The organism is Clostridium sp. JS66, from assembly GCF_033561535.1.
Lineage (GTDB): Bacteria > Bacillota > Clostridia > Clostridiales > Clostridiaceae > Clostridium_AM > Clostridium_AM carboxidivorans.
In genome coordinates this window covers 3565659-3583214 of the sequence record NZ_CP131467.1, presented here as the reverse complement: position 1 = coordinate 3583214, position 17556 = coordinate 3565659, and the positions used below count along the sequence as shown (strand labels likewise).

The following is a 17556-nucleotide window of genomic DNA, read 5'->3' as shown; positions in this document are numbered from 1 at the left end:
AATATAAGTTGTTTTATAAATCTAGAATATTGATATGTATTCATAAATATTAAATGCGTTGATATATAAAATACAAATTTTAAAACCAACGCATTTAGTCCTTATCACAATTTAGTCAATTGCCTAAATGTATAATAATACTATCACTTAACTTTTCATAAAATCTTAAAAAAATGCTTAAACACTGGTATTGGAGTTGGATAAAAATTTTAATCTTTCTAATTTGAAATTTGATTTTGCCAATATTTCTGGCCAAATATTAACCATTTGATATACTTTGTTTTTTCTCTCTTGTGATAAATTATTCCAAGAGACAAGAGCCGGGTCAGTTTTTTCCTTATTATCTTTAACTTCTCCATATTTCCATCCATTTCTTTTTCTATAACGACACCAGCGTTTATGTTCATCCTTTGCTAAAATTTCTAATTCGCTTTCTGTAAATTGAATATATCCTGGACTTTTCTTAACAGATATAATGTCATAGTTGATTTTAAGCAGTGAATTTGGAATATGCATAGCTTGCTCACGATTAGAATTTCTAAGTTCTTCACTAAGTTCTTCCCATGGCACAAGGAAATCTATAAGATCCATATTTGTATTCTTTTCATTAAGCATTCTATATTTATTGTGAATAGCTATTGCAAGATTTTCAATTTTTTCTCCATAAAAAGCATCTTGCATTAAGTGCCTTAAAAATTGTTCTTCATCTACGTGTAATTTAAGTTGTTCTTTAGAAGGTAAGTCACATTGTTCCCAAGTTTTAGCATTAGTTAACATGCTCATTTCCAGTATTGCTTCCATGGACCTTGATTCATGTTTATACCTTTTAATCTTTAGTAAAGCTCTTAATACACCATTATCAATTTGGGCTTCTCCATTATCATTTATAAGGTGAGGAACTTTTCTTTCAAGCAGTGAACGTAGAAGCATTGCTCTTCTAATTATAAACAATTGATCCTTTTCATTTGTTTGATTTGGACCTAAAATATTTACATATCCTCTTAATCTACTTGTAAAATCAGGTCCTTTTGCACCTTTAAAATCTATAAAGAATTTTTTCTTTTCAGTTTCTTCCTTTATATCTTCGCCAATAAATTCCTTAAAAGTACTGCTTGTTCCTCCAGCAAATACAAAAATAGCTTTTCCTATAGGATGAACGGAATCCCCATCCCTGAATATGCCATCCTGCATAGGTGCCAAAAAGTATTTTAGCCAACCTAATTTTCCTTCAAAAGCAGAATCAAATTCATCAAAGAATACTAGTGGAATCTTACCCTTTAATGAAAAGTCTCTCATTTTATGAAAAGCACTGATTAAGTCCAGTGGGGTTCTAAATTGAGATAAGTTGAAATCTAATTTTTCAATTAATTCTGGTGCAATACTATCAGCTACTTCTGTTATACCAAAGGACTTTCCTGAACCTGGAGTTCCAAAGACAGATATAGAAAGAGGTCTAACAACATTTTTTTTGGAAATATATTCACACATAAGGTTTTTAATACTTCTGTAACTTTCAATTTCTGTTCTATCTACAGTTTGTAAATTTCCAAATTGTGCAATAGGTATAGAATTAAGTACATTTTTCACTCCATTTTTTACTATATCATAGGCTATTTCAGCCAAATTAGCAGAACTTTTATCGCTAAGGATATACCAATAGTTGCTGTTTTCCTTATCAGGTATTTTTACATCTTGGATTAAATCCTTGTATATAAAAACATTTTCATCTTCAATGAATATTGAAGGATTAGGAAATTGAAATTCTTCAACATTTTTTCCGAAGCCACTTACAAAATATTTTTGTGCAGCAACAATTCCTTCACGTATTCCTTCTGATATTAATGAAGATAGTTCTTCCTTATTATACATTCCTGAAGCAATACTGCGAGCAAGTCCAGCAGCAAAACAAGAGGTAAGACCGTACATTTTACCCTGATTATCTTTAAAAGAACTTCCCTCAAATTCATAAGGGATAAAGTATAGATAAGCTTCATTTATTCCTTCATCTCTATAATAAATAGCACCTTCAAGGCCTAAAGGAACTATAAGATGATGACAATTAGCTAGAAAGGCAAGATTGGGATTATTGTGAATCTGCCATAAAAATTCTTGTGCTGTTTTTTCCCAAGAAAGGCTTTTACTTATATTAACTCCCTTTGAACGCAAATCATCTCCATTTATGATAACTATAGTTTTTTCAATATGAGCTTCTTCTAGTTGTTTCCAAAGGATACTAGTTCCAATAGGATTATTCATTTTATATAAAACTATTGGAGATTTTTCAGGCGTTTTTAATGCAGAAGGCCAAAATTCTTCATTAGAATTGAAACCATTATTTTCATCATCTATTACAACTATATCAGCATTAGAATCATCATCATCTATGGAAAGCAGCTTTGGAGTATCATTTGATGGACCAGTAAATCCCAAAAATCGTTTTATTCTATATACTTTGTCATTACTTTTTTCATCAGCATATGCAGGAAAAAGATCTAATTCAGCTATTGAACGTAGAAAATCTTTTGATAGGCTTGCTTCAATATCATCTATTTTAGGTGAATGTACATCTGCATCTACAGCTAATGATATAAGTTTTGCTAAAAGTAAAGATTCACCTGATTTTAATATACTATGTACGTTTAAATGGGTTTGCCAGTTTAAACCTTTACTATTTTGTGGTTCTGTTATCCACTGCAGCGAATTTATGCATATATCTCCAGTTACAACAATTTTTAAATTTTTGTTATCCATGATATTCACTTCCTTATTATAATGTAATTATAAGTATGTATTCATAAATAATATCTTAAATTTACACAATTTACAACCTTAAAATTATAACTCTGAAATTATGAATATAAGCTTTATATACTAAATATTCATCTTTTATATAATTATTATCCTTAAAATGACCAGAAATTTTTAATGAATATTTAAAATTACTAATTGTAGTTTTAGGAGCTATTTGTAAATATTTTTATCAAAAATGAAATTGGTAATAATATAAAATTATATAATATATTATGAGGGTGTGGTAGAATGCTAAAAAATAAGAATTTGCAGATGGGTGGAATTTATAGAGAGGATTTTATAAAATATTTTCTTGAAATTGGAGGTATGAGAGAAAGTGAGCAAATATTTAAAGGAGAATATTGGAAGGTTGATGTTGGATCACAAACTTGGAAAAAGCTTGGAGCATTAAAAATACAACATGTATTGATTAAACTTAGTGTTGAAGAAGATAAGTTTGATGATTTTCTTGCTGAATTTCGTTTGAACTTTTTAAGAGCTGGTGGTTAAATCATATTATTTAGAATCTATTTGTGTAGATCACATTCACCACTTATATTTTAAGAGAATATATTGATAATAACTAAAGAATAAAAAGTGGGTGATATTTATGTTTAAGTATTTTAATCCTGCATGGGCAGAAATAAATATGGATAATGTAATTCATAATATTAAAGAAATAAGAAGAGTTGCTAAAAGTAAAGAAATAATAAGTGTAGTTAAAGCTGATGCCTACGGACATGGAGCTGTAGAATTAGCTCCTATATTACTTGAAAATGGAGCAGATAGATTAGCAGTAGCACTTCTTTCAGAAGCATTACAATTGAGAAAAAGTGGCGTTAAGGCACCTATTTTAATTTTTGGATACACTCCTTTAAAGTATGGTAAGGTTAAGATTTATGATAATGCAGCAGATATAATAAACAATGAATTAGAGGTTACTGTGCTTTCATATGACTATGCAAAGAAGTTGTCTAAAGTAGCTGAGAAATTAAATAAGAATGTAAAAGTTCATATAAAAGTTGATACTGGTATGGGAAGAATAGGATTTTTACCAACAGCTGAAAGTGTACAAGAGATATATAAAATAAGCAAATTGCCTAATATAATAATTGAAGGACTATATTCACATTTTTCAACAGCAGATGAAAAAGATAAAAGCTACAGCAATGAACAATTCAGAAGATATTTAAATTTTTATAACAAACTTAAAAATAGAGGGGTGAACATTAATATAAAGCACATTGCTAATAGTGCAGCATTAATAGATTTGCCATATACTCATTTAGATGCAGTAAGACCAGGAATAGTGAATTACGGTTACTATCCTTCAGCAGATGTTAACCATGATATTATAAATTTGAAACCAACTATGACATTAAAATGTAATGTTGCTGCTTGCAGAACCCTTAAAAAAGGTTCATATATTGGTTATGGCAGAACCTTTAGAACTCAAAGAATAAGCCAAATAGCTACTCTTGGTATTGGATATGATGACGGATATAACAGACTTTTATCAAATACTGGCAAAATTATTGTAAGAGGAAAGAAAGCTCCTATAGTAGGACGTATATGTATGGATATGTGTATGAGTGATGTAACAGGTATTGATGATGTAAAGGTTGGAGATGAAGTAATATTAATAGGAGAAAGTTCAGGTGAAAAAATAACAGTAGAAGATTTGGCAGAACTTATGGGGACTATCCCTTATGAAGTAACTGCAAAGATAAGTAAAAGGGTTCCACGTCATTATATAAAGGACAATAAGTTAGTGAAAATAGTATATAGAGAATAATTTCAAAGGAATAGTGTAATAGCTATTCCTTTAAAATTACTGTTAAAGGTAAAAAGATAATGTTGATATTTACTTAGATTAATAGAAAGTTTATTACATATGAGATAAAGTTTTAGTTTTACTGATAAAATTAGAATGTGATTAAGTTTTTACAATGGTGTAAAAATGATCTATGATAAAATATATATGTAAATTATAAAATGAAAATAACTTTATATTGATTGGAATGGGAGAATATATGGATAGAAGAGCTAAAATTTTAGTAGTTGAAGATGAAAACGATATTAATAAGTTGATTTGTAGTATTCTTGAAAATAAAGGATACAGTGTTATACCAGCTTTTTCAGGTACAGAAGCTTTAATGCGTGTGGAAAACGAAAAATGGCATATGATTTTACTAGATTTAATGATTCCAGGAATTGATGGAGAAAAAGTTATATTAAAAATAAGAGATATCACAAAAGCACCAATAATTGTGGTAAGCGCAAAGACATCTAAGAAAACTAAATTAGAATTATTAGAAAAAGGAGCAGATGATTTTATTTGCAAGCCATTTGATCCGGATGAAGTTGTGGCAAGGGTTAAATCTAATTTAAGAAGATATTTGGAATTTTCCACAGGTGGAGAAAAGAAAAATAATATTCTAGCATACAAAGATATTAGTTTAAATACGGAAAGTAAGGAAGTAAAAGTTGGACAAACATTAATAACATTAACTGCAAGAGAATTTGATATATTAGAGTTGCTACTAAAAAATCCTAGTAAGGTGTACAGCAAATCCAATATTTTCGAGAGTATATGGGAAGAAGAATTTTTAGGCGAATATAATACTATAAATGTGCATGTGAGCAGATTAAGAACTAAATTATGTAATGCAGGTGATGGTAAAGATTATATAGAAACGGTTTGGGGAATGGGATATAGATTAAAAAAATAGGAATAAAAGTTTGCTGTAAAATTAAAAATTTAATACTTTTGAAAGGTTTTAGTAAGTTTTTCTTATAAAGCATTGTTTATTATAAAAGTATGATTTATAAGAAGGAGGAAGCTTAAAAATGAATGAATATGTAATTAGATCTAGTAATATTACAAAAATATATGGAAAGCATAAAGTGTTAGACCATGTGTCTATGAATATTAAGAAGGGTGATATATATGGTTTTATAGGAAAAAATGGTGCTGGTAAAACAACTATGATTAGAGTACTTGCTGGACTTGCAATACCTAATGAAGGACAAGTTGAACTATTTGGATATAGTGAAGAAAAAAAACTTATAAAGGAAAGAAGAAGAATTGGTACATTAATAGAAGCACCAGCTATTTATCTTAATATGACTGCTGGGGAAAATCTTGAACTTATTAAGATTCAAAGAGGGATACCTAGAACTAAATGTATTGATGAAGCTTTAAATTTAGTAGGCCTTGAAGATGTTCACAAAAAGAAAACTAAGAATTTTTCTTTAGGAATGAAACAAAGGTTAGGAATTGCTATGGCACTTTTAAGCGATCCGGAACTTTTACTTTTAGATGAACCTATAAATGGATTAGATCCAATTGGAATAAAAGAAATAAGAGAAATTTTAATTAAATTGAATAGAGAAAGAGGAGTCACCATTTTAATATCAAGTCATATATTATCTGAGCTTACCCAAATTTCAAATAGATATGGTTTTATAAATAATGGAAAGTTAATTAAAGAGATGACAGCTATTGAGTTTTCAAATAAATGCAGAACTTATCTTCATTTAAAAGTAAGAAATGCTTCAGATGCTTCGATTATTTTAGAAAATGAAATTGGAGTAAAGGATTATGAAATTTTTCCAGATAATATCATAAAAATATATGATGAATTTGATTCGGAAAAAATTACGTTAGCATTATCCAAGCATAATATAGGAATTAAAGAAATATTGCCAATGGGTGAAACACTAGAGGATTATTTTACTAAGTTAGTTGGAGGTAAAGATAATGAGTAATTTAGTTAGAGGAGAATTTTATAAATTAAGAAAAAGTAAATATTTTATTGGAATGATAATTATGTCAATAATACTTTCATTTCCTCTTATTGAAATGTGGAGTAATGATGTACAAGGAACCCCAATGCTGCATCATGGAATATATTCAATAAACTATGCATTTATGTTTATAGCGTTAAGTAGTCTTATATTTGCTTTATTAGCTGGAGATTTTATAGCTAAGGATTTTAAAAATAAGAATATAAGTAAAAGTTTTATTTATGGATATAGCAGAAGAGAAGTTATATTAAGCAAATTAGTAGTATTTATAGTATTTTCTTTGTTCTTAGAATTAATTTATACTGTAATTTTAGTCATATATGCTTCAATGATGTATGGATTTTGTGAAGCTTTAGATTTTAATACTGTAGTATATTTAATTAGAATAATTGGTGTTGGAATAATATGTAATGTAGCTACAATAAGTATAATAGGTACAGGTGCTATAATAACAAAAAGTACTTTTTTTACATTTAGTTCAATGATTATATTACTGTTAAGTTTTATATTCTTTGATTTATTGACGTGCTTTAAAAAACTTTTTTTAGTAGTATCATGTATCCATCCTTATATAGCAGGCATGTGGGCAATGAAAAGATTTGCACCAAAATTAGATATTATAGTTGGAACAGTTTCACCAATTTTAATTTTTGTTATAACTATTGTAGTAAGTTTGTTATATACAAGATATGAAGATATTAAGTAAATTGTAAAAGGAAAAATTATTAAGTAAATTGGGAGAAAGAGTATGTACTTATTAGTTGTTATTTTAGTTATGTTTTTAGTAATTATATTTTCTGTAGTGGTGTTTATTAAATTATTTTCATATAAGAGGCAAATAAGAGATATTGCAAGCCAGATTAGAGAATTTAGAGATAGAAAAAACGATAAAAAAATTAATATTGAAATAGCTGATAAGGACATAGAAGAACTGGCTTTTCAAATTAATGAGTATTTAGAGTTTTATAAGAGGCATGAACAAGAAAAAATAATATTTGAGGACACATTAAAGCAGGGAATAGCTAATATGTCTCATGATTTAAGAACACCTTTGACTTCAATTATAGGATATTTAAAACTTCTTAAGGAAGAGGTAATAGATAAAGAAGAAGCACTAAGAATACTGAAAAATAAAGCTAATAAATTGAACATACTTATAAATGATTTCTTTGAATTAGCTTCAATAGAAAGTGAAGATTATGAGTTAAATATAGAAAGGATAAATATAACTAATATAGTATATGATGAGATATTATCATTTTATGAAGCCTTTGAAAGTAAAGAATTTGAACCTAAGGTGGATATTTTAGAAAATCCAGTTTTTATAATGGGAGATAAGGAAAGCCTAGAGAGAATAATAGATAATTTAATTTCCAATACTTTAAAATATGCCGATAAAGATATTGAAATAAATTTGGAAAAGCATAATGATATGGTTATTTTAAAAATATCCAATATATGCTTAGACATTGACAAAGAAGATGAAATACATATATTTGATAGATTTTATATGGCGGACAAGGTGAGAAAGGAACAAGGAACTGGGCTTGGATTGTCTATTGTAAAAAGTTTAATGGAAAAGATGAATGGAACAGTAAAGTCAAAGATTGAACAAAATAGAATTTCTATAATATGTGAATGGAAATGTATAAACTAAAAATTTAGATACAATATTCACCACTTATATTTTCAAATAGTGTATTTAATAATAACTAAAGAATAAAAGGTAGGTGATATTTGTGTTTGAGTATTTAAACCCTGCATGGGCAGAAATAAATATAAATAATGTAATTCATAATATTAGAGAAATAAGAAGGATTGCTAAAAGTAAAGAGATAATAAGCGTGGTCAAAGGTGATGCTTATGGACATGGTGCTGTAGAATTAGCTCCTATACTACTTGAAAATGGAGCAGATAGGTTAGCAGTAGCACTTCTTTCAGAGGCATTGGAATTAAGAAAAGCAGGTATTAAGGCTCCTATTCTCATATTTGGATATACTCCTTTAGAGTATGGAAAAGATTCAGTTTATGATAACGCTGAAGACATAATAAATAACGAATTAGAGGTTACTGTACTTTCTTATAATTACGCAAAGAAGTTATCAGAAGCAGCTAAAAAACTAAATAAAAATGTAAAAATTCATATAAACGTTGATACAGGTATGGGAAGAATAGGATTTTTACCAACTACTGAAAGTGAAGAAGATATATATAAAATAAGTAAATTACCTAACATAATAATTGAAGGGCTGTATTCACATTTTTCAACGGCGGATGAAAAAGATAAAAGTTATAGCAATGAGCAGTTTAAAAAATATCTGGATTTTTATGAAAGACTTAAAAGAAAGGGCATAAAAATTAATATAAAACATATTGCTAATAGTGCAGCCTTAATAGATTTACCTGATACTCATTTGGATGCAGTAAGACCTGGAATAGCGAATTTTGGATATTATCCTTCGGCAGATGTTAATCATAATACTATAAATTTAAAGCCTGCTATGACATTAAAATGCAATGTTACTGCGTGTAGGACCATTAAAGCTGGTGAGTATATAAGTTATGGAAAGACTTTTAGAACAGAAAGAACAAGTAGAATAGCTACTCTTGGCATAGGATATGCTGATGGATATGATAGACGACTATCTAATGTTGGTGAAATTGTTGTAAAGGGAAAGGCAGCTCCTATAGTAGGTCGTATTTGTATGGATATGTGTATGAGTGATGTAACAGATATTGGTGATATTAAGGTTTCGGATGAAGTAATATTAATGGGAGAAAGCTCAAGTGAAAAGACAACAGTAGAGAATATAGCAAAATTAACTGGTACTGTACCACAGGAAGTAACTAGTAGTATAAGCAAAAGGGTTCCAAGATATTATATAAAAGATAATAAATTATTAAAAATAGAAAATAAATAATACAAATATAGGAACAGTATAGCTGTTCCTATATTTCAGATTGTTCAAGAACCCAGCACTTTTAAAAGTGCTGGGTAAAATTATCGATTCTAATTTATGCGGTAGTATTTATAGAAAATATCAACATCTTCAAATATTTGTAAATAGTTGTTTCGTAAAATCAAAAAAATGTGCGATAGCACTCTGGCTATCTTTTTCATATTCTGAACTGCTGCCGTAAGTAGGCATTGTTCAGAAACTTTTTTGATTCCACGCAAACGAGCATAGCGTAGACCATGAAGATTTTTTGAATCTGCAAAGCTACGCTCAATTTTTTCTTTTCGTCTATTATATATACTTTTTCCTTTTTCTGTCTTGGTAAACTTAAAAACTTCTTCTTTATAGTCCTCCCAAACATGGCGTCTAATAGTTCTAAAGCTTGCTTTATCTGAAGTTAAACATTTATCTCTATATTTACAGTTTGTACAATTATCTGAATTACTAACATATTCTTTATAGCCTTGTCTATTGGTTGTTTTATATTTTAATAGGTACTTATTTTCACAAACATAACCATCTAAATCTTTAACATACTGAAATCTATATTTTGTAAATTTGCCTTTAACGTGCGGTCCTAGTCTAAAGCCTAAAACGGCCTTATAACTTTTCTCAGAAAGTTTTTTACAAATTGGATTAGTTGAATAACCAGCATCAGCAACTACATATTTTGTGTGAAAATTAAACTTTTCTATTTGTGTTTTTAATCTATCAATATAAGGATCTACATCATTAATATTTCCTGGAGTTACGTAGACATCAGTTATTATATTGTATTTGCCATCTACTGTTCTATGATCCAAATAGAAGAAACCTTTCGGTTTACCTTCTCTAACCATGTATCCACTTTCAGGATCTGTAGTGCTTACTTTTATTTCTTTAGTTTCAGCTATTTTTTCTTTTTTTTTAAAGGTTTTTTTCCATGTTCTATTCTATCTTTATCAATATCTTTTTCCAGTTGTTCAAGATATCCTTTAGTTGACTGAGTAATTATTTCTTTAGTAAACTTATTTTTATTAGCGTTAGCTTTTAAGTGAGTTGAATCTGTGTATAAAATTTTACCATCTACTAATTTTTTATTTATAGCTTGAAGTACAATATTATCAAATATCTTTTGATATATATTGGTATCTTTAAATCTTGCTATTCTATTTTGACTTATAGTTGAATGACTTGGAATTTTATCTGTAAGATTATATCCCAAAAACCATCTATAAGCTACATTAACTTCAATATCTTTAACAAGCTGACGTTCTGAACGTATACCAAATAGATATCCAATAAAAAGCATTTTAAATAAGACTACTGGATCTACTGATGGCCTACCATTATTGTGACAATATAAATCTTTTATTAGTTCTCTTATAAAAGAAAAATCAATATATTTATCTATTTTTCTAAGGATATGGTTTTTGGGAACTAAATTTTCTATATAAACTAATTCTAATTCATTTTGTTTTTCTGAATTATTTGTAAGCATATATTACCTCCGTAAAAACCCTATCGGGTTAATTTTATCTATATTATATATTCGACATTTATACAGAAAATCCTTTTTGAATCAAAAAAATCCCTATCGGGCAAAAAATTAAAAGAGCTGCTGACAAAATATGTTTATCAACAGCCTGAAATATAGGAACAGTATAGCTGTTCCTATATTTGTATACATGTTATGTAGATATGAACTTCATTTAAAATTAATTTATATATTTTAAATTTTACTTAAATTAATTTTAATTTGTGTTTAGTTATTATATATCCAAGTAATTGAATAATAAAATAACATATTAATATTTTAACTGTGTTTATTATAAAATGTATATTTATATTTAAAATGTAAATATATGAAATACTTGAAAGTACTGTTAAAAACACATGTGAAAAGAATATTATTTTGAGTTTATATGCTAAAATGGCATTTATTTCTTCATCAATTAATCCAATAGTATGTAATTTATTTTTTTTAGGTTGCCAATTATATAAATCTATTTTCATTTTAAAATACAGTATATTAGCAGAAGTAATAAAGCTTAATAATACAATGAAAATATATATTAAATTAAAAGAGGAACCTTTAAAAAAATTATAAACAGGAAAAAGCATTTTTATATTAGGTAAATCATAAACTCTATGACTGATAATAAAGGTAATATTTAAAAATGAAATAAAGAAGATTGTAATTTTATTACGTTTTAAAGAGTCTTCTATTTCATTTATAAGTAAAATTTTTTTATAATAAAGTTTTTTTCTTTTTTTTACATAAGTTGTGAATATCCTTACAAAAGCTGAACATAATGCATAAACTGATATAATACAAATTAAACAATAATCAACATAGTATTTAAAAGGAAAAGACACAACATTTCTTTCATTAAAATTGATATAGCTTATTATTAAAGTAAATAATAATGCTTTTAGCAGTTTTCCTTTTTTAGAAGCTAAAGCATAAAAATTATCTTGCTTTGTTGTATTTGACAATGATAGATTATCAACAAATCTAAATGTCCATAAAATGAATATAGCTGTAAGTAGAGCAGAATATCCAATAGTGATTATATAAAAAATTTTTTCAATTTTAAAACTAAAAACATGAATTCCAGCTAATTTAAAGATAAAAAGTACAATGATTTTAGAAAATACAATACCTAAAATCAATCCTATAGGAATATATATAATAAAAATTAAAATATTTTCTATAACAAGCAATATCTTAAGTTCACTGCAGGTCATACCTAAGGTTAAAAATGTTGTAAATTCTTTTTGTCTACATTTTATAAAAGAAATATACATAAAAATATTCCATAATGCTGTATTAAATACAGCAATTGATGGTAGTATAAAGATATTTCCTTGCATAGACACTATTGCATATGAATTATATAGTGTTAATTCAACGAAGAAAAATAAAACTGAAAGGATTAGACAAAATATAAATACAAAATATTGATCAAAATTTAATTTTATAGTTTTCTTTAGCATTTTTCTAAAATTCATATGTCATTCACCACTAATAACTGATAAAGTATCTAGTATTCTATTGAAAAAAGCCACTTGATCTACCTTGCTGTATATATCTGCAAATATTCTGCCGGACTTTAAAAAAAGCACTCGCTTGCAGCAGCTGGCAGCATATATATCATGTGTAACCATGAGAATTGTTGTTTTCCTATCTTCGTTCAGCATTTGCAGATGTTTCATAAAGTTCTTTGAGGTATTAGGGTCAAGACTGCCTGTTGGTTCATCTGCCAAAATAATGCAAGGATCATTTATTAAAGCCCTACAAGCAGCTGCTCTTTGTTGTTCACCTATGGATACATTATATGGATACTTGTTTCTTATGTCATATATATTAAAAAGTGTAAAATATTCTTTTATTTTTTTATCAATGTTTGAAGTTGATGTTCCTTTAAATATAAGAGGAAGAATGGCATTTTCTTCTAGAGTGATGTTATCAAGAAGATTAAAGTTTTGAAATATAATTCCTAAATTTTCACGCCTAAAAATAGATTTTTCTTTCTTACTTAAAGAAGTTATATATTTATTCATTATTTTTACTATTCCACTATTAGGTTTGTCAATACCTGACAGTATATTAAGCAAAGTTGTTTTACCACTTCCTGATTGTCCCATGATAGCAGTGAATTCGCCACTTTCAATACTTAAATTTATACCATTTAATACATTACAAGGATCAAGCTCTAAATTTTCTCCATATACCTTAACAATATTTTCAGCACACAAAACTTCCATTGTATCACTCCAATGTGTTTAGATTTTTGATGGGTAAATAATTGAAACGGTAGTTCCTTTATTGAATTCAGATTCTATTAGAATATTATGATTTAATTTTTTGGATATTAATTTACATATATATAATCCTATACCTGTAGAATCACTTACCTTTCTACCATTTTCACCAGTGAAAAATGGTTCAAAGATTCTTTTTATATCATAGCTGGGAATTCCAATACCTTCATCCCTAATTATTAATTTTGTTTCTTTATGATTTATGTATATGTTAAAATATATGTATTTTTTTTCTTTATTCATTGCAGAATACTTAATAGCATTTGATATAATTTGTTCAAGTATAAATTTGTTCCACTTCTTATCTGTAATTATAGGTGCCTTCTCATACTCAAAATCTATTTTAGGAAATACATTGTTGTAAATAAAATTACTTTTTTTACTGTTAATTACTTCTCTTAATAATGAAATTAAGTCTATTGTTTCAGGGTCATAATCTTTTGAAAAGTCGCTTAATCTGCTAATGTTTAGAACTTGTTCCAGCCCATTTCTGACTTTATCATTTTCTTGTTTTATATCAAAAAACAATTTTAGGATATTTAATTCATTTGAATTAAAGTTTATATCTTTGGTTGCCTTTTGTATAATAAGATCAATTATTGAAACAGGTGTTTTTATGTTATGAATCCATTGAGATAAAAAATATTTATTTTCTGTATTTTGTGCATAAATTGAACTAATTTTATTTGTATAATTTTCATGAATTTTAAGTATAATTCTAGAAGCTTCTTTTTGTTCATTTGTTTTGAAGTTTAAATTGAAATATCTATTTTCTATACCTTCATCAAGATTCCTATTAAATTTATAATATTTAACCCATTCATTTAATATTATAAATATGTAAACAATTATAGAGAGTGAAAGAGGATAAAGTAAATCAATTTGAGTACATAATAAATAAACATAGAGAAGAATTAAAATTGTATTGAGAAAATATCCAATAGTAAAATTAAGTTTGTCTTTTATAAAATTTACTAATATTTTTTTCTCCATATTTATTCTCCATTACTGCAATTACACTGAAATATATATCCTACACCCCTTTTGGTTGATATAATTTCATTAACACCTAAACCTTTAAGTTTATTTCTTATTCTTGTTATATTGACTGTTAAAGTGTTATCATCTACAAAAGTAATATCATCCCAAAGCTCTTCTAGAAGTTCTTCTCTGCTTACTATTTTATTTTCATTTTTTATAAGTATATTTAAAAGCTTGAATTCATTTTTACTAAGTTCAATTTTAATATCGTTATAAAGCAGATCAAAAGTGTCCTTATTGAGTTTAATACCTTTAATGCTTTCAACCATAGTTGACTCAACTGCATATTCACCATAAACTCTTCTTATTTCTGCCTGTATTTTAGCAAGTAGAAAGTCAAAGTTAAAGGGTTTTACAATATAGTCATCTGCACCTAATTCAAGACCTCGTATTTGTTCTTCATGACTATCTCTTGAAGAAATAATAATTACAGGCACTTTTGAAGTTCGTCTAAGTGTTTTACATAATTGGAATCCATCATAATAGGGTAAGTTTATATCTAAAAGAATTAAATCAGCTTTTGATCTTTCTAATTCCATTTCTATATTTCTAAAATTTTGTATATGAATAGTTTCATATTTATATTTTTGAAGATACTCGGCTATAAGCTTGTCTAGCTTAATATCGTCTTCAATAACAAGTATCTTATACAAAACTGCTTCCTCCTTTTATAACGTATATATTATGGTAATCTTACTATAATATATCATAATTCAATTTTAGAAGAAAGCAGCATCAGATTATTTTTAATTAAGATAAAGTTTGCTTATAATAAGTATTTGGGATTCTTATTAAAACTTGAATCCTAAAAGATTCCAATAATTTAGGAAAACGCTGAAAATCAAGAATACACAACAGATTACTATAGTACACACATTTTTACTAAAATCAGTTTTTTCCTTATTCCAGTATATACATGTTGAAATCAGTAATCCTAAGCTAAATACAGTAGTTATTATTGGAATAATTAAAAGATGTTTAATTGCAGGCAACAAGTCTGGTACAAAAGGTAGTGTAGAGAATAATGCAATACCTTCTTTAGCCATTCCAAGTAAAAATATTAAATTTAGAATGGATATAGAAAATATAATCCATCTACAGTATTTAAAACGTACAGGTTCTTCAACTATTTTTTTCTTAAATTTCAATAAAATCATTATGATGGACATAAATAAAAACAATACTGAAAAAATCATAAAAATTATTTTGTGTAATGCAGGATTTTCATACCATTTAACTTTTTCAAAAGCAGCTGATGAACCAGAAGTAAGGAGATAGGATATATTTCCTTGTCCATTTGTTTCAAAAGTAAGAGTATCTCCTTTTTTAACATTTTTGAAGATAAGAGGTTCTATTTCCTTATAAATATCTTCTCCACCAGGATATTTTAAAATTAACGTATCTGATTTATTTCCTATTTGCAAAGTTGGAGTGAAAAGTAATATTAGTTTACCTAGTTCATTTTTTGGATATCTAATAGATTGATAAGTTCCTTCTAATTTTTTTAAATTGCTTTTGGTAAAATTATTATCAGTAGTTTTGGTAATTTGTGGTTTAGTTTGAGGATAGTATTTATTAATGAACTGCATTGATATGCTGCTGCATACACTAGCTCCACTATTACCGTTAGTTGAAATAAAAAAACCTAGATTATCTTCAGGTATTAAATTTAACACACTGTTAAAACCATAATTATTTCCACCTTGACTTAATACCTTTACTCCATTTATATAATTTTCTGTAAGACCATAGCAAACGCCAGGAATATTTTTATCTAGCGGAAAGTGTTTTTTGTGCATATCATCTATAGTATCCTTATTTAATATTGAAGTATTGTCATAAGTACCATGATTTAAATGTGCAATCATAAATTTTGCCATATCATCTCCAGTAGTTTTTAATCCTCCAGCAGGTGAAAGTACTTCACCATAAATAGGTATTTTTTTATTTACTCCATTTTTGTAATCATATCCTTGAGATAAATTATTTAGTATTTTTTTATTCCAAGAAAAACTACTGTTAGTCATGTTAAGAGGTTTTAATATATTATCTTCAATGTATTTATTAAATGGTACACCAGTTATACTTTCCACTGCATATCCAGCTACAGACATACCATAATTACTGTATTGAGGAATTTCACCAGGTTCCCTAATTATAGGACGCGGGCGAGATATTAAATCATCTTTAAGTGGTTTTTCTTGTAAATAACTTTCTATTTGAGATTCTTTAATAAATTTTTCATCGAAGCCAGCTGTATGAGTTAAAAGATTATTAAGTGTTACAGGCTTTGAATATTTATTATCAATTTTGAACTCTTTTAAATATTTATTTACGTCTTCATTTAGATTTACCTTATCCTTTTCCTTTAACTGCATAACAGCTGTAGCTGTGAAGGTTTTTGAAATGGAAGCTGCTCTAAAAACTGTTGTTTTAGGATCAACAGGTGTTTTTTTATCCAAATCTGAATATCCATATCCTTTTTCAAAAATAACCTTATTATCTTTAACAACAGTAAAAACTGCTCCAGGCACATTAGACTTCTTTAATTGTTCATTAAACATATGATCTGCAAAGTTTTCTATGCTATCTTTATTTAAAGATTCTTTAGCGTTTTCACCTAATAAAGACATAGAACTTTTTTGGTTATTACCTTTTGCAGAAACGGTTTCTTTAGCATTTAAAAAATGATATATAGTAACTGCAGGAAAACAAAAAATAGGAAAAACATAGGCTACAAGGGTAAAGACGATTATAAATCTTCTTATATAAGTTATAAACTTTTTCATAGAATTACCTCCTTAAGTTTTTTAAGTTAGCATGTTACATGCATTTAAAGATTTTAATTTAAAGTGAATAGTTTTTTAGAATTTTATTATGTCTATAAAGCATTAGGCAAACTATCTGGGGATGTATCTACTGCTACCTTTTACTTCAATGGAAAAATTCATTTTCTAAATATATAAATTAATGGTAATGACTTTCAGAAAATGTATAGAGGCTTGCAATAGATAACCACCAGACAAATAAATTTTATACTAATGAATAAAAAGAACAAATTGATTTGTATTAAAAAACCTTACAATTCTGTAAGGATTCAGATGAATGAGAGAAATGTAAAAAGAACAAATCATGCTGTGAGTTGTTTTTT

At 27.2% G+C, this 17556-nt stretch carries 14 protein-coding genes; 7 read left to right on the top strand and 7 right to left on the bottom strand.

Annotated elements, in window-relative coordinates; genetic code table 11:
• Positions 1-177: 177 nt before the first annotated feature.
• Positions 178-2751, bottom strand: a complete 2574-nt coding sequence (locus tag Q6H37_RS16535) for a RyR domain-containing protein (protein WP_318734133.1) — start codon at positions 2749-2751, stop codon at positions 178-180.
• Positions 2752-3039: 288 nt separating this feature from the next.
• Here Q6H37_RS16535 and Q6H37_RS16530 point away from each other — a divergent pair, with 288 nt between their 5' ends.
• From Q6H37_RS16530 to alr (Q6H37_RS16500), 7 genes are all read left to right on the top strand, one after another.
• Complete coding sequence (locus tag Q6H37_RS16530; protein ID WP_318734131.1) at positions 3040-3300, top strand: hypothetical protein; 261 nt, start codon at positions 3040-3042, stop codon at positions 3298-3300.
• A 100-nt stretch (positions 3301-3400) separates the two neighbouring features.
• Positions 3401-4585 carry an alanine racemase gene (gene alr, locus Q6H37_RS16525; RefSeq protein ID WP_318734129.1) on the top strand — a complete coding sequence of 395 codons (1185 nt, stop codon included), beginning with the start codon at positions 3401-3403 and terminating at the stop codon, positions 4583-4585.
• A gap of 238 nt (positions 4586-4823) precedes the next feature.
• Positions 4824-5522, top strand: coding sequence for a response regulator transcription factor (locus tag Q6H37_RS16520; protein WP_318734127.1), 699 nt, complete (start codon positions 4824-4826; stop codon positions 5520-5522).
• A gap of 118 nt (positions 5523-5640) precedes the next feature.
• A complete protein-coding gene (locus tag Q6H37_RS16515) occupies positions 5641-6561 on the top strand; it encodes an ATP-binding cassette domain-containing protein (protein WP_318734125.1) in 921 nt (306 codons plus the stop codon).
• Positions 6554-7306 (top strand): ABC transporter permease, encoded by a 753-nt coding sequence (locus Q6H37_RS16510; protein WP_318734122.1) that lies wholly within the window; start codon positions 6554-6556, stop codon positions 7304-7306. The genes Q6H37_RS16515 and Q6H37_RS16510 overlap by 8 nt, the downstream gene beginning before the upstream one ends.
• 42 nt (positions 7307-7348) lie before the next feature.
• On the top strand, positions 7349-8257 hold the full coding sequence (locus Q6H37_RS16505) for a HAMP domain-containing sensor histidine kinase (protein WP_318734120.1): 909 nt from the start codon (positions 7349-7351) through the stop codon (positions 8255-8257).
• 82 nt (positions 8258-8339) lie between these two features.
• On the top strand, positions 8340-9521 hold the full coding sequence (alr, locus tag Q6H37_RS16500; protein ID WP_318734118.1) for an alanine racemase: 1182 nt from the start codon (positions 8340-8342) through the stop codon (positions 9519-9521).
• Positions 9522-9610: 89 nt separating this feature from the next.
• Here alr (Q6H37_RS16500) and Q6H37_RS16495 read toward each other — a convergent pair.
• The 6 genes from Q6H37_RS16495 to Q6H37_RS16470 form a co-directional block, all read right to left on the bottom strand.
• A protein-coding gene (locus tag Q6H37_RS16495; RefSeq protein WP_412523864.1) for an IS1182 family transposase occupies positions 9611-11037 on the bottom strand; the annotation gives its coding sequence in 2 pieces (ribosomal slippage) (positions 9611-10449 and positions 10449-11037; 1428 coding nt in all).
• Between the two features lie 242 nt (positions 11038-11279).
• Positions 11280-12551: a hypothetical protein gene (locus Q6H37_RS16490; protein WP_318734113.1), complete on the bottom strand. Its 1272-nt coding sequence runs from the start codon at positions 12549-12551 to the stop codon at positions 11280-11282.
• Between the two features lie 3 nt (positions 12552-12554).
• Positions 12555-13307 (bottom strand): ABC transporter ATP-binding protein, encoded by a 753-nt coding sequence (locus Q6H37_RS16485; protein WP_318734111.1) that lies wholly within the window; start codon positions 13305-13307, stop codon positions 12555-12557.
• Positions 13308-13325: 18 nt separating this feature from the next.
• The gene (locus tag Q6H37_RS16480; RefSeq protein ID WP_318734110.1) at positions 13326-14357 is read right to left on the bottom strand and encodes a sensor histidine kinase; all 1032 of its coding nucleotides are present in this window, start codon (positions 14355-14357) and stop codon (positions 13326-13328) included.
• A 2-nt stretch (positions 14358-14359) separates the two neighbouring features.
• Positions 14360-15058, bottom strand: a complete 699-nt coding sequence (locus tag Q6H37_RS16475; RefSeq protein WP_318734108.1) for a response regulator transcription factor — start codon at positions 15056-15058, stop codon at positions 14360-14362.
• Positions 15059-15196: 138 nt separating this feature from the next.
• The gene (locus tag Q6H37_RS16470; protein WP_318734107.1) at positions 15197-17194 is read right to left on the bottom strand and encodes a serine hydrolase domain-containing protein; all 1998 of its coding nucleotides are present in this window, start codon (positions 17192-17194) and stop codon (positions 15197-15199) included.
• Between the last annotated feature and the right edge of the window lie 362 nt (positions 17195-17556).

What these genes read in the sequence shown, in the direction of transcription:
- Q6H37_RS16535 (WP_318734133.1), bottom strand. Translation starts at nt 2,751, where the DNA reads ATGGATAACAAAAATTTAAAAATTGTTGTAACTGGAGATATATGCATA.
- Q6H37_RS16530 (WP_318734131.1), top strand. Translation starts at nt 3,040, where the DNA reads ATGCTAAAAAATAAGAATTTGCAGATGGGTGGAATTTATAGAGAGGAT.
- alr (WP_318734129.1), top strand. Translation starts at nt 3,401, where the DNA reads ATGTTTAAGTATTTTAATCCTGCATGGGCAGAAATAAATATGGATAAT.
- Q6H37_RS16520 (WP_318734127.1), top strand. Translation starts at nt 4,824, where the DNA reads ATGGATAGAAGAGCTAAAATTTTAGTAGTTGAAGATGAAAACGATATT.
- Q6H37_RS16515 (WP_318734125.1), top strand. Translation starts at nt 5,641, where the DNA reads ATGAATGAATATGTAATTAGATCTAGTAATATTACAAAAATATATGGA.
- Q6H37_RS16510 (WP_318734122.1), top strand. Translation starts at nt 6,554, where the DNA reads ATGAGTAATTTAGTTAGAGGAGAATTTTATAAATTAAGAAAAAGTAAA.
- Q6H37_RS16505 (WP_318734120.1), top strand. Translation starts at nt 7,349, where the DNA reads ATGTACTTATTAGTTGTTATTTTAGTTATGTTTTTAGTAATTATATTT.
- Q6H37_RS16490 (WP_318734113.1), bottom strand. Translation starts at nt 12,551, where the DNA reads ATGAATTTTAGAAAAATGCTAAAGAAAACTATAAAATTAAATTTTGAT.
- Q6H37_RS16485 (WP_318734111.1), bottom strand. Translation starts at nt 13,307, where the DNA reads ATGGAAGTTTTGTGTGCTGAAAATATTGTTAAGGTATATGGAGAAAAT.
- Q6H37_RS16480 (WP_318734110.1), bottom strand. Translation starts at nt 14,357, where the DNA reads ATGGAGAAAAAAATATTAGTAAATTTTATAAAAGACAAACTTAATTTT.
- Q6H37_RS16470 (WP_318734107.1), bottom strand. Translation starts at nt 17,194, where the DNA reads ATGAAAAAGTTTATAACTTATATAAGAAGATTTATAATCGTCTTTACC.